This window comes from Gilliamella sp. HK2 (assembly GCF_001690265.1).
In the GTDB taxonomy this organism is placed as follows: domain Bacteria; phylum Pseudomonadota; class Gammaproteobacteria; order Enterobacterales; family Orbaceae; genus Gilliamella; species Gilliamella apicola_C.
On sequence record NZ_LZGV01000045.1, the window covers coordinates 1 to 13,306 of the forward strand.

Below are 13,306 nucleotides of genomic sequence, written 5' to 3' on the forward strand. Positions count from 1 at the left end.
TGTGGAAACGATAAGCACTGATAATGGGGCGAATAACTATTCTAAACGCAAAACGACATCGTTATAGCGCAACAAAACTATATATTATCAAGTTATTATGCTTATTGTTAGTGTAAATTGAATAAACAAAAATCAGTAAGACTTTATGTAGTTAAAATAGTGATGCTGTTTAACCAAAGCTATCATTCTTATGGTACAAGGCGAATTCGTTTTGATTTGCAAAACGAGAATATTTAGGTATCACGTCGTTATATTACTTGGGAGATGAAATCCTTTATTACTCGTATCAAAATACACCGTTAAACATTATAAATTTCACGATACAGAAGTGAATGAAACATCCACAAAGAATTATTGGCAACAGTAATTCTTTGTGGATGATAAAAAGCAAATTGTTGTCGCGGATTTAACTTATATTCGAGCTAACCAACGTTGGCATTATTTATTGTGTTTTAGTGAATTTATCCAATATGCAGATTGCCATCATGTTGGTAAACATAAAACGGCAGAGCTTGTCATGTTAGCATTAAGCCAAATTAAACAACCATTATCGAAATTGGATTTATTTCATTCAGATCGAGGTGAAAAGTTTGATAATCGGCTATTGGAGGATTGTTTTAAGGCATTTAATATCACGCATTCATTAAGCAAGAAAGAGGGTTTTTATGACAATAAGGTAGCCGAAGCGACATTGAAAACAATTAAAACGAAGTTTGTAAAAGGCCAACATTTCAATCCCATAACTGAGTTACAAAGTGCTTTTTCAGTTTATTCTATTGGTATAATAATAGACGATGACATTCTTCATTAGGCTACTTGCCTACCGTTGAATTTAAGAAGCACTTACTCCTTAATTTTTTTGTTTGAAAATGTATTGCCATTTCAACTGCAAATGAAAACAGTAAACGCTTCCATACATGGTTATTATTTTACTAAACTGGTTCTTGCACATAGGCAAGAAACCATTAATATAGCAAATAGAGCGATACTATTAACGCATAGTTTAATCGTTTCAGATTCATTGAATATTTCTGGCAAATAAGATCAAATCCCAAAAAACTTGCACTTCACTGATGTTTATAAAAGTAATGTTTATCAAATGCGAAGATTTATATGAATAAAAAATCACTATTTTTAATCATATTATTAATAACTAACTTTGCCTACGGTAGTGAAGCAGTTTGGGATCTGACTTTTGATAAAAAATATAGTTTACCCAATATAATAATAAACCTTGAAGGTGAAAAAATTGCATTGACATTGGATACTGGCACTAAAGAAGCTTTACATCTGCCAATAGAGCTAATTGATAAAATCCCAAATAAATCTGAAAATTCACAAAAAATAAGAAGTATTGATTTATCTGGTAACATGACAGAGAGTAGAACATTTATTATCAATGAGTTAGAGTTGAATTCTTTTATTTTTAAACGTGTGGAAGTTGTAGAATATAAAAATTGAAGACTGAGTTTTTCTAGTAGTAATGATAATAACGAGAATAATAATATAGAAAACCCAGTTATTGGGTTGGGTTTATTTGATAGTTATGTTTTAACTATTAATTATCCTGAAAGTAAAATAATAATATCGGATGAAACAGATATTGCTACGGATCTTGATAAAAAATGGATTGCAATTCCCTTTCATATTAATGGTGAGGGCTTAGTTATAGATATGTCGGATGGTATAAAGAGTTATAAAATGGTTTTAGATACTGGAGCCACTATGTCAGTCATAAAAGAACAATCACTTTCAGCAAAAACGATTAAAAAGAACGACGATGAAAGTGATTATAAATTTGTATCACTTAAAGTCGATAATGTTGTTAATGATAATATCGACGCTGTTATATTGGATTCTCTTCCCACTGAATTTCAGTCTGATGGATTAATCGGGTTTGATTTCCTTAGTAAAAATATAGTGAAGATTGATTTCAAAAATAAGCAATTATGGATTCAAACTGTGACACGATAAGCTAATAATGGCACAACTCGTAATAAATGCTCCTTATGTGTTTGAACGCAACGTAAGGCTAGTTAGAAGGTAATGACTTCTACTCCACTTAAACTGGTGCTATCACATAACTTATTTTTGGACTAGTCTATAGAATTCAAAAAATTTTGAACTAATAAGTTATCGCTTTAAGTGGATTTCATCAGAATTTAGTAGACTGAAATATAACTTTTATTTCTGTTTTTCAATCAATTGTATCAGTGAATAGGGGGTTATAGAAAAGATATTGGAGCGGGAAACGAGGTTCGAACTCGCGACCCCGACCTTGGCAAGGTCGTGCTCTACCAACTGAGCTATTCCCGCATAAGTAAAGGTTGGTGCCCGGGGCGAGACTTGAACTCGCACGGCCAAAAAGGCCGAGGGATTTTAAATCCCTTGTGTCTACCGATTTCACCACCCGGGCTCAAAACTGATTTACAAAAAGTAATTCGCTTTGAATGCAGTGCATTTTACCTATCTTATGATTTCAGTCAATAGAAATTTTAAATTAATTGTTTAATTGCTCAATGTTTAGCTAATTAATGATTAAAATAGCGTTGTTAGTTAATTGATAAGGCGATAAGTAATTTTGTTTATACGTTTTGATTGAACAAAATTACTTATATAAAAAAGTGTTTGCTCAGAAATATAGAGAGTTGGTTATTCTTCTTCTAATAAATCACTGTGCGCTATCCATAAATATTGTAACATTGATAATAGCGTTAAAACTGTCGCAATAAATAATGCAACGAGACCAGCATAAATGACCATATCACAAGGACGCCATAGTAACCAAGTTAACGCGGTCATTTGGGTAATTGTTTTTATTTTACCAATTGACGAAACGGCCACGCTTTTACGTTTACCAATTTCAGCCATCCATTCTCGTAGGGCAGATATGATAATTTCGCGTGAAACAATAATAATTGTTGGAATAGAGATCCACCATGCTTGATAATATTGTGTAATTAAAACTAAAGCAATTGTCACCATAATTTTATCAGCAACAGGATCTAAAAAAGCACCAAATTTAGTTGTTTGTCCTAAGCGACGGGCAAGATAGCCGTCTAAAACATCGGTTACGGCCGCAATTAAAAAAATCAATGCAGAAAAAAAACCAGCCCATTGATGAGGAAACCAATAAAATGCCATCACAAAAAAAGGAATTAAAATGACTCTAAATAGTGTTAAGGCTGTTGGAAAATTAATTTTCATGTGATAGAAGCTCTTTTTTATTTTATTAATCAATGCATTAGTAATTAGCGAAAAATAGTTTTTTATTGGTGATTATGTTGCCTGAAAAATGTTAATTTTTCAATGTGTTATTGCTTTAAATTTAGATAAATTTTTTCAGCTAATGATTTAGATATTCCTTGCACTTGCGCTATTTCATCAATGCTGGCATTTTTTAGTTCTCTTAACCCACCAAAGTGTTTAAGTAATGCTTGCCTCCTTTTGGCTCCAACTCCTTCAATATGTTCCAAAGCACTATCGGTAAGTTGTTTGATGCCTTTTTTTCGTTGGCCGACAATGGCATGATCATGTGATGCATTTCTGATCTGTTGAATGAGTAATAGAGCAGGGGAATGATCATCCAGATAGCGCCCAGAGCCATGAGCCTCAAAGAAAAGGGTTTCTAATCCTTCTTTACGCTCAGCGCCTTTTGCTACCCCAATTAAAATAGGATGATTTTTATTCCAATTAACATTCAATTGGTCAAATACTTGCAACGCTTGGTTAAGTTGTCCTTTACCGCCATCAATAAAAATGATGTCGGGGATTTTTTCGTCAGGAAGCTCTTTTTTGTTGTAACGGCGTGTTAATACTTGTTCCATTGCTGCATAATCATCACCTGGTGTGATACCTGTAATATTATAGCGTCGAAATTCGGCTTTAACAGGTCCTTTATCGTCAAAAACAACACAAGATGCAATGGTGTTTTTGCCCATAAAATGGCTAATATCAAAGCATTCCATGCGGTTAATTTTATCAATCCCTAAAAAAGCTTTTAATGCATCGTAACGTTGTTTTATGGTTGAGTTTGCTAATAGCTTATTTTTTACTTCAGTTTGAGCATTTACCGTTGCAATGTTGAGTAATTTTAGATTATCACCTTTAGGTTCATCAACCAATTTAACTTGGTGTTCAGCAATAAGTGACAGTGTCTCTTCTATAGGTTTTTTATCCGATAAAGAATAATTCAACAAAATTTTCTTAGGAATGTTGCGGTTTTGATTACCTTGTAAATAAAATTGCCCTATAAATGTTTCAATAACTTCTTCTAATTCCGTATTGGATGGTACTTTAGGGAAGTAAGATCGATGACCAAAGGTTTGCCCGTTGCGAATAAATAAAACATATATACACGCTAAACCTAATTCATAATGAAAGCCAATCACATCAAGATTATCATTATTGTTATAAATTGCTTGTTTTTCATTGATATGTTTTATTGCTTGTAGTTGATCGCGTAGTGTTGCCGCTTTTTCAAAATTAAGTTCATTGCTGGCTTTTTGCATATCTTCAGTGATTTTTTGTAAGATTTGTTCTGATTGCCCAGACAGAAATAACCTTACATAGTTAACTTGCTGTTGGTAATCTTCATCACTCACTAAACCAGGTACGCAAGGCCCTAAACAACGCTTAATTTGATATTGTAGACAAGGACGGGTGCGATTGCGATATGTCGAATTCAGGCATTGTCTTATTGGGAATGTTTTTTGTAACAAGGCTAATATTTGTTTAACAGCATAGCCACTGGGATAAGGACCAAAGAACTCATCTTTTTTCCGATTTACAGCTCCTCGGTAAAGCGATAGTTGAGGATGTTGTTCTTTACTTAATTTTATAAATGGGTAGCTTTTATCGTCTTTTAAAAGCACATTGTATCGTGGCTGATACTTTTTTATATAAGTTTGTTCAAGTAGTAAAGCTTCGGTTTCGGTATTAGTAATTGTGAATTCAACATGGCGGATATGACTAACTAGCATATCTGTCTTTAAGGTTTTTTTGCTATTGTTAAAATAGCTTTTTAGACGGTTATTAAGATCTTTTGCCTTTCCCACATAAATAATCGTCTGTTTATCATTAAACATTTGATAAATACCCGGTTTATGTGGGACAGTTTTTAAAAAAGATGCTGAATCAAATGAGTTCATATTAGTTTTCAAATGTGAGGGCTTTTTTCTCTATTATCCTCATAATGGTGCTAAGCAAACCATTTATCAAGAGGTAAACTAGCCCAGCAGCAATAAAAATAGTGAAATCGTAATAATCCGCATTCAAATCATTACTATAACCCATCACATCCATCACAGGAATCATTGCGGCTAATGCAGTACCTTTTACGACAAACACGACTTCATTTGAATAAGTGGAAAGTGCACGTTTTAAAGCATAAGGAAAAACAACTTTTAACGTTTGTATTTTATCCATACCAAGTGCTTTACAAGCTTGCCATTGTCCTTTAGGTAAGGCTTTTAACGAGCCATAAAAAATTTGCGTTGTATAGGCAGCGCTGTTAAGTGTTAATGCCAAATAGGCACAAAACCAAGGTGATGAGATGGTATTATAAAGTAATGGTACTTTGATTAAAATATCTTTAAACTGTGATGGTCCATAATAAATAAGTAATAGCTGTACAAGTAAAGGTGTACCGGTAAATATAATAATATATGTGCGTATTACTTTATTTAGTATAAAGTGATTTAGTGATAATAAACATGATAAGCAAGTAGCAATAACTCCTGCAGATAAAATACCTAAAATGCTTAAACTTAATGTTTCAGGAAGACCTTGGCAGATTATTTTTAGGTAATGAATAAAATTATCAAACATAATGCGACCTTACTAATTTTTCGCTGAGGTAGGTTGTTCAAAATAGGTTGAGCGTTTTTCAATGCGCAATATAATTTTTTGACTAAAAATTGAGATAATTAGATAAATAATCATAGCCACGATATACCATAAAAAAGGTTGATTGGTTCGTGCAACAATGGTTTTGGTTTGCATCATTAAATCATTAATGGCAATTGCTGAAACTAATGCCGTATCTTTTAATAATATTAACCATTGATTACTTAGGCCCGGTAAAGCATGGCGCCACATTTGTGGCATAATAATGCGAAAGAATGTGCGAGATTTGCTTAGTCCTAAAACTTGCGCGGCCTGCCGTTGTCCATTAGAAATTGCTTTAAATGCACCACGTAAAGTTTGAGAGGCATAAACAGCATAGAGAAGAGAAAGTGCGGCAACACCACATAAAAAAGGGCTAACATTAAAATCTTCAATGTTTAGCTGTATTGTTAAAGAGGTAAAATACAGATCAATGGTGAAGCCATCATTTAATAATATCAATAATAAAGGTAAACCGTTATAAATGGCTATCACAATTAATAATTCGGGTAATGCTCGAATAGTTAAGTTAAATAAAGACATGGTCCATGCAATGGGTTTGAATGGAACGGATTCTAATATTGAGAAAATAAAAGCAAATATAATCCCAACAATTAATGATACAAAGGCTAATGATAATGTGGTAGAAGTAGCTTCAATAAGCGGCAAAATATAACCATCCATTGAAGACAAAACCCATTTCATTTCATTTGCAAAAAAATCAAACATAAAAAAACCAAGATTAAATTAAAAAATAAATTCGCCGCAAGTGAATGCGGCGAGGTCATTATTATAAAATATATATTTAAATATAAAGTTTATTTGTTAAACCATTTTTTATAGATAGCATCTAGTTCACCGTTAGCTTTCAGTTTATCTATTGCTTGATCAAATTGGTTAAGTAGCTTCTCGTTACCTTTACGTATCGCAATTCCTAGCCCTTCACCAAAAAAGTCGTGGTCAATAATTTTATCACTTAAAGGAACGATGTCTGCATCTTTACCTAACCATTCACCAGCAACAATTGAACTTGAAACGATTGCATCAATTCGCTTAGCTTTTAAATCTAAAATAGCGTACTGATAGCTGTCATAACTTACCTGTTTGACATCTGGGTACTTTTCATTTAGGTATTTTGGATAAGTTGTGCCTTTTTGGATCCCAACACGTTTACCCTTTAATTGTTCAAGATCCGTTAGTGTATCTTTTAATGTAATAAACTGAATTGAGCTATCATCATAATAAATTTTTGTAAAATCAACTTGTTTTTGTCGTTCTGGCGTAATGTCAATACCCGCTATAGCAGCATCAATTCGACGTGTTTTTAAGCTAGGAATTAGGCCATCAAATGATTGATTAACCACTTTACAAGATGCTTTTATTTCATCACAAATTTTATTTATGACATCAATATCGAAGCCAATAATTTCATTTTTTTCATTAGTAAATTCAAAAGGCGCATAAGTTGCTTCAGTGCCGATGGTTAAAGTGTCTACAGCTTGAGCTAAAAATGTTGTTCCTGCAAGACAAATGGCTAGTAACGTTTTTTTCATATATCCACCCAATTTTATTTTAATTAATGTGATAAATAAGCTTTAAATTGCTCGGTTTTAGGATGTGCAAAGCATTCAAGTTGTCCTTGCTCAATAATTTTGCCATGCTCCATATAAATGACTTGTGAAGCTACTTTGCGCGCAAAATCGACTTCATGAGTCACAATAATTTGTGTAATACCTGTTTGCGAAAGCTCATTAATAATTTCAGCAATTTGTGATGTGATCGCTGGATCTAATGCGGCTGTTGGTTCATCAAATAATAATATTTGTGGCTCCATCATTAATGCCCTTGCAATAGCCACTCTTTGTTGTTGACCTCCTGAAAGATGAAGGGGATAACGCTGAGCCATATTATCAATTTGTAACCGCGCTAAAATTGCCATTGCTTTATCGCTAGCTTCTTTTTTTGATAACTTTAAAACTTGGCAGGGCGCTTCAATCAAATTTTCTAGCACCGTTAAATGTGGCCATAAATTGTAATTTTGAAAAACCATGCCGACATTTTTGCGAAGGTGTCGAATTGTGGATTCGCTGATTTTTTCAGAAAAATCAAAATGTGAGTTGGCAATAGTCATTTTACCTGATGTCGGTATTTCAAGTAAATTGAATACTTTTAATAAAGAGCTTTTACCCGCACCACTTTGACCAAGTAATACAATTGTTTCGCCAAGTGGATAGCTAAGAGAAACATCATTTAAGGCCTGATGTGCACCATAAAAACAGTTAATATGGTTTAATTCAATATTCATTATATTTTTTTTTTGACTGTATAATTGATTAAATATTACTTTTTTTTGCATAAAAATGCAATCTAATTTATTGGACAATCTTTTCTTTGCTGTGTTTTTATACCAAAATAGACGTATTACCTGAATTTTCTTTACAAAAAATTTAGGCTAAATAAAACTAATGACTATTAGTAATGATAGGAATTACTGGGCCAAGATATTTGGGTTCTTTATTAAGAATATAGAGATCAATAAAGGCACTGACGCGTGCAAACATTTCACGAATGCGCACTAGTTTCATGCTTGCTGGTGCTGGTACAGCAAAACATTGTGCTTGAATGTTATGTGCAAGCGCAATAAAAATAGCCCGTTCACAGTGAAACTCTTGCGTAATAATAGTAAAGTCATTGGCATCAAATACTTTATTGGCTCGAACTACCGAATCAAATGTTCTAAAGCCGGCATAATCTAAAACAATCGAATCGCTAGGAATACCTGCTTTTATTAAATCTTTCTTCATGGTGATGGGTTCGTTGTAACTCAAAAGCGCGTTATCGCCACTTAATAATAGATAATCAACTTTATTTTGCCAGTATAGATCGATGGCTCCATCAATACGATTCCGATAAAAGCCATTTATTCCGCCACCACGAACATATTTTGCTGTACCAAGTACCACACCGATCGGACGGTATGGCAGTTTGTTTTCATCATGGTAAATATAAGGCGCCGTTTTGTAGCTGATCCAATAGTCTAACCCCAATATTGCAGACATTGTAATCAAGCACAATCCAGTAAAATAAGCAATAAGCTTTTTTAAGTTCATGCTATAACCAGTCAAAAATAATTACCATTATTGGAAATAAAAAAGGCGCTGTCAATGATGTCATAATACCGCATAATACTAAAGATAACGAACTGTAGGCGCCTTCGTTGTAATCTACTTCAATACAACGAGCAGTACCAACAGCATGTGATACAGCACCAATAGATAATCCTCTAGCTGAGGCCGATTTTATTTTAAATAAATTTAATATTTGATGTCCAAATATGCCACCTAATGTGCCAACAAGTATTACACATAATGCTGCAATAGACGGAATTCCTCCCTGATTGCTGGCAATAGTCACTGCAATTGCCGTTGTAACTGATTTTGGTAAAACCGATGCGGCTATTTCATCATTACCACCTAACCAAAATGTAATACAAACGCCTGTTATCATTGAAGCAATTGATGCGGTAAAGGTAATAAGCATTATCGATTTCCAACGCGCTTTGATTTGTGGAATCAATTCATATAAAGGGTAGGCTAAAGCAACCACGGAGTAAGGTAATAAGTCATTAATAATTTGTATGTTACTAACATATTCCACATAACTTGTGTTGGTTATTAGTAAAATTGGAATTAATACAATGACTGAAATCACTAAAGGGTTGAATAGCGGATTTTTTAGTTTCAATGCAACCCGACGAACAATGAGAAAAACGCCAAGCGTTAAAGGTAACATCCATATCATGGTTGATTTTCCTTTTTTTCGGGTTCAACAATTGAGCTCTTAGTTGGTAAGCGATGGCAATGTTCAGTTAAAAATGCAGTTAGTAGCAGTACAATAAATGATCCTCCTACACTACTAAATATTATAGGTATCCAGTTTTGCAATAAGAGTGAATAATTATCCATTATTCCCATAGCTGCGGGAATAAAAAGTAATGTCATGTAACGCATGAAAAGGTTACAACTATTTTTAATCCAACAAGTAGGAATAAGTTGAAAAGCAAGTAAGAAAAATAGAATCAACAAACCGATAATACTACCTGGGATCATTATCGGTAATATTTTAGAAATGATGTTTCCTGCCCATAAGCAAATAGTCAGTATAATCAACCCTCGGCTATAACTGAACAGTGTATAGTACAAAGAATAAAGTCGATGTCTTATTGTGGCGTGCTTCGCTAAAAAATGTTTCATAACGTGAATGCTATTAATCTTAATTTTTAATTATGACTATATGCCTGTAGTTAGCGTTGACATAAATTGAATAAAGCATATCATACGCCCGTCAAATCTAATTATCCAACTAAATAATGACAATATTGATAAAGTTGTTTTAGTATTAAAAGCTTTTCCGGCTGTTCTATATAAGTTTCCGCAAGCTGTTCTAAGGTTAGTAAATAATCTTGAATTTTTTGGATATTAAATTTATCGCGGCAATAATCCTTCCAAATAATCTGTTCATGCTCTGTTAGTATTTGTGGGTAATTACGTGCTTTATATCTAAAAAATAGCGTTGCTAAGCGAGGATCATCAAATGTGAATGATAAACTGTCTAATAAATGTGGCGGTGTTGTTCGAATAGTTTCACAGCGTAATTTGTCTTGGCTATTTAAAAAACCACTATATATTTGGCCATCAACATCAGAACTAATCGAAAAATGATTATCTATTGCAAATAATTCTCTCATTTTATCTTGCAATATTGTTTGATTTTGCAATAACCGTTGTTGATTGATTAAACATTGTTCTATATCAATATCAAACCTTGTTGCGTTTTCGGGTAATAGTGTTTTTAACGGAGCAACAATAGGGCATTTGTTTATATGAATTAACTTTAAAGGAATTCGTGATTCATTAAGTTCAAGATCTTCTGTTTTTGTATAAAGTTTTTCTTTAATTTTTTCTGCTGGTAAATCAATAATTGAGTTAATATCTCCAGTTAAATCACAAACAATAACGGCATTATTTTGTAACGGATGCCAAGCAATAGGGCAAACTAATGATAGATTGCCTCGATGGCTACCTAGCATGCCCGATATATGAACAATAGGATTCATATTAATTACATCAATAAGCTCAGCAACTTTATTTTTGTTGCGTAATGTAAAAAAGTAATTGAAAAGTTTAGGTTGTTTTGTTTTTATTAATTTTGCCATGGCAATTGTTGCATACACATCAGACATTGCATCATGTGCATGCTCATGTTCAATATGATTCGCTTTTGTTAAATGCTCCAAACGAAAGCTAGGTAATCCCGCATCATTAATCGGCCAGTTGATACCTTCAGGTCTTAGCGCATAACACGCTCGAACAACATCAAGAAGATCCCATCTTGAATTACCATTTTGCCAACTATAAGAATAGGGATCGTAAAAATTGCGATATAAAATATTACGCGTTACTTCATCGTCAAAACGAATATTGTTATAGCCTAAAATACAGGTATTGGGGTGGCAAAAAGCGTGATGAATTAGTCGAGTAAATTCTGCTTCACAAATACCTTCTTGATTGGCTTTTTGAGGTGTAATTCCAGTGATGAGTACAGCTTCTGGACTAGGTAGATAATCTTGTGTTTGACGGCAATATATCACTAGTGGGTCTTCAATAATATTAAAATCCGCATCAGTACGAACCCCAGCAAATTGAGCAGGGCGGTCTAATGCTGGATGAATTCCAAATGTTTCATAATCATGAAAGTAAAAAGTTGGCTGTTCTAGGTTGTTTTTCATGGTGCTTCTTTGCTCGTAATTGTTCTTTTATTTCTTTAAATTCAATCGCATATAATAAATTTTGTTCATTTTTGTTTTTAGATATTTAAATGTTTTTTTTGTTTGTTCACTTGCAAATGTGTACAGATTGGGTACATAATTACATCTTTATATGTGTACAGAATGTAGAAGATAAAAATGGCGTTAAGTGATACAAAATTAAAATCAATATTAAATAAACCTTACACTGGGTTGCCCGAGTTAACAGACGGCGATGGTTTAGGTGTAAGAATATCACAAAAAGGGACAATTGCATTTCAATTTCGCTACAGATGGAATGGAAAGGCGCAAAGGATGACAATAGGGCGTTACCCATCATTATCGCTTAAAGATGCTAGAATTTTAGTTGGTGAACTCAGAGACTTATACAACAAAGGGATAGATCCTAAAAAATATAACCAAGCTAATAATACGGGTATGACTTTAAAAGATTGCCTTGATTATTGGATGGAAAAATATGTATCAACTCTTAGAAATAAAACTGCCACACTGTATCAAGCAGTTGTATGTAAAAATCTCTATAATCAATTTCCTGATATCCCTGTCAATGAAATACCTATACGTGACTGGGTCACTTTTTTTGAAAAACAAGAACAAATTAATCTTAAAAGAGCCAGAACAATACTTGTGCAGGCTAAGTCCGCAATAAATTGGTGTATTAGCCGTCAAGTTATAGACTCATGTGAGTTAATGAAACTAAGCCCTAAAAATATAGGTGTTAAAACAGAAATTGGTGACAGAGTATTAACATATAAAGAGTTAGCCAAAATATGGCTAGCAATTGAAAACAGCAGGGCATCAACAATAAATAAGTTATTACATCAAATGTTAATGTTGTGGGGCGCTAGAAATTCAGAATTACGGTTAGCTACAGTTAGTGAGTTTGATATGGGTGAATTGATTTGGACGGTCCCAAAGGAACATAGCAAAATGGGGAACGTAATAAGAAGACCTATTTTTGAACAAATTAAACCAATGGTAGAGAAACTGCAAACTATGTTTAATGATAAAATGTTTCCCGGAACATCATTAAATACAGCCATTACCATTTCTGCAGCTAATAGGTATGTAAGACGATTACGTGAAAAATTAGATATGCCTGAATGGAGTTCTCACGATTTTAGACGGACATTATCAACTAGATTATCAGAGGAGGGGGTTATGCCCCATATTACAGAAAGGATGTTAGGGCATGAACTCGGTGGTGTTATGGCTGTTTACAATAAACATGATTGGATAGAAGATCAAAGAAAGGCATATGAATTATATGCTGATAAGATCCTTTGGCACATCAAACACGTTGATTAATTCCGCCATTATTAAACCAGTCAATTACCGCCTTTTTATTGTAACGCTTTGGGTAATTCAAAACAGCGGCAGGAAAACCTTTATTTTTTGTCAAATTATAAATTGTTGTCCTGCTTTTGATGCCAAACTTTTGCATGATTTCTTTTTCTTCGATTAAGTCATACATTTTATTTTTCTCCAGACTTTTACTTATACTGCATTTTCGCCAAATTTGGCGTTAATTTATAGAATAGGGTTGTTGTTGTTAACTGAGTTGCTAACAGCTTTTGTGGGTTAAAACGCTAT

At 33.4% G+C, this 13,306-nt stretch carries 15 protein-coding genes and 2 tRNA genes; 4 read left to right on the top strand and 13 right to left on the bottom strand.

Annotated elements, in window-relative coordinates; translation table 11 throughout:
• Positions 1–373 precede the first annotated feature (373 nt).
• From A9G45_RS04000 to A9G45_RS04010, 3 genes are all read left to right on the top strand, one after another.
• On the top strand, positions 374–811 hold the full coding sequence (locus A9G45_RS04000; protein WP_065567546.1) for a DDE-type integrase/transposase/recombinase: 438 nt from the start codon (positions 374–376) through the stop codon (positions 809–811).
• A 302-nt stretch (positions 812–1,113) separates the two neighbouring features.
• Positions 1,114–1,461, top strand: a complete 348-nt coding sequence (locus A9G45_RS04005; RefSeq protein WP_065567547.1) for a hypothetical protein — start codon at positions 1,114–1,116, stop codon at positions 1,459–1,461.
• Positions 1,462–1,527: 66 nt separating this feature from the next.
• Positions 1,528–1,974: an aspartyl protease family protein gene (locus A9G45_RS04010; protein ID WP_065567548.1), complete on the top strand. Its 447-nt coding sequence runs from the start codon at positions 1,528–1,530 to the stop codon at positions 1,972–1,974.
• Between the two features lie 266 nt (positions 1,975–2,240).
• Here A9G45_RS04010 and A9G45_RS04015 read toward each other — a convergent pair.
• The 12 genes from A9G45_RS04015 to sbcB all read right to left on the bottom strand — a co-directional run bounded on the left by A9G45_RS04015 (position 2,241) and on the right by sbcB (position 11,674).
• Positions 2,241–2,316: transfer RNA gene (locus tag A9G45_RS04015), tRNA-Gly, on the bottom strand.
• A gap of 12 nt (positions 2,317–2,328) precedes the next feature.
• Positions 2,329–2,416: transfer RNA gene (locus A9G45_RS04020), tRNA-Leu, on the bottom strand.
• Positions 2,417–2,652: 236 nt separating this feature from the next.
• On the bottom strand, positions 2,653–3,207 hold the full coding sequence (gene pgsA, locus A9G45_RS04025; protein WP_065567549.1) for a CDP-diacylglycerol--glycerol-3-phosphate 3-phosphatidyltransferase: 555 nt from the start codon (positions 3,205–3,207) through the stop codon (positions 2,653–2,655).
• Positions 3,208–3,314: 107 nt separating this feature from the next.
• Positions 3,315–5,150, bottom strand: a complete 1,836-nt coding sequence (uvrC, locus tag A9G45_RS04030; RefSeq protein ID WP_065567550.1) for an excinuclease ABC subunit UvrC — start codon at positions 5,148–5,150, stop codon at positions 3,315–3,317.
• Position 5,151: 1 nt separating this feature from the next.
• Entirely contained in the window at positions 5,152–5,829 is a 678-nt protein-coding gene (gene artM, locus A9G45_RS04035) for an arginine ABC transporter permease ArtM (protein ID WP_065567551.1), read from the bottom strand.
• Positions 5,830–5,841: 12 nt separating this feature from the next.
• Positions 5,842–6,570, bottom strand: a complete 729-nt coding sequence (gene artQ / locus A9G45_RS04040) for an arginine ABC transporter permease ArtQ (protein ID WP_065567562.1) — start codon at positions 6,568–6,570, stop codon at positions 5,842–5,844.
• Between the two features lie 134 nt (positions 6,571–6,704).
• Positions 6,705–7,439 (bottom strand): transporter substrate-binding domain-containing protein, encoded by a 735-nt coding sequence (locus tag A9G45_RS04045; protein ID WP_065567552.1) that lies wholly within the window; start codon positions 7,437–7,439, stop codon positions 6,705–6,707.
• Between the two features lie 23 nt (positions 7,440–7,462).
• Positions 7,463–8,191, bottom strand: a complete 729-nt coding sequence (gene artP, locus A9G45_RS04050; RefSeq protein ID WP_065567563.1) for an arginine ABC transporter ATP-binding protein ArtP — start codon at positions 8,189–8,191, stop codon at positions 7,463–7,465.
• A gap of 157 nt (positions 8,192–8,348) precedes the next feature.
• Positions 8,349–8,996: an ElyC/SanA/YdcF family protein gene (locus tag A9G45_RS04055; RefSeq protein ID WP_065567553.1), complete on the bottom strand. Its 648-nt coding sequence runs from the start codon at positions 8,994–8,996 to the stop codon at positions 8,349–8,351.
• 1 nt (position 8,997) lies between these two features.
• A complete protein-coding gene (locus A9G45_RS04060) occupies positions 8,998–9,687 on the bottom strand; it encodes a CidB/LrgB family autolysis modulator (protein WP_065567554.1) in 690 nt (229 codons plus the stop codon).
• On the bottom strand, positions 9,684–10,139 hold the full coding sequence (locus A9G45_RS04065; protein WP_081297814.1) for a CidA/LrgA family protein: 456 nt from the start codon (positions 10,137–10,139) through the stop codon (positions 9,684–9,686). The genes A9G45_RS04060 and A9G45_RS04065 overlap by 4 nt, the downstream gene beginning before the upstream one ends.
• Before the next feature lie 101 nt (positions 10,140–10,240).
• Positions 10,241–11,674, bottom strand: coding sequence for an exodeoxyribonuclease I (gene sbcB / locus A9G45_RS04070; protein ID WP_065567555.1), 1,434 nt, complete (start codon positions 11,672–11,674; stop codon positions 10,241–10,243).
• 177 nt (positions 11,675–11,851) lie between these two features.
• On the opposite strand from sbcB, the gene A9G45_RS04075 reads away from it, so the two are divergent.
• Positions 11,852–13,021 (top strand): tyrosine-type recombinase/integrase, encoded by a 1,170-nt coding sequence (locus A9G45_RS04075; protein WP_065567556.1) that lies wholly within the window; start codon positions 11,852–11,854, stop codon positions 13,019–13,021.
• On the opposite strand, the gene A9G45_RS04080 is transcribed toward A9G45_RS04075, so the two are convergent.
• On the bottom strand, positions 13,005–13,187 hold the full coding sequence (locus A9G45_RS04080) for a helix-turn-helix transcriptional regulator (RefSeq protein WP_065567557.1): 183 nt from the start codon (positions 13,185–13,187) through the stop codon (positions 13,005–13,007). The genes A9G45_RS04075 and A9G45_RS04080 overlap by 17 nt on opposite strands.
• Positions 13,188–13,306 lie beyond the last annotated feature (119 nt).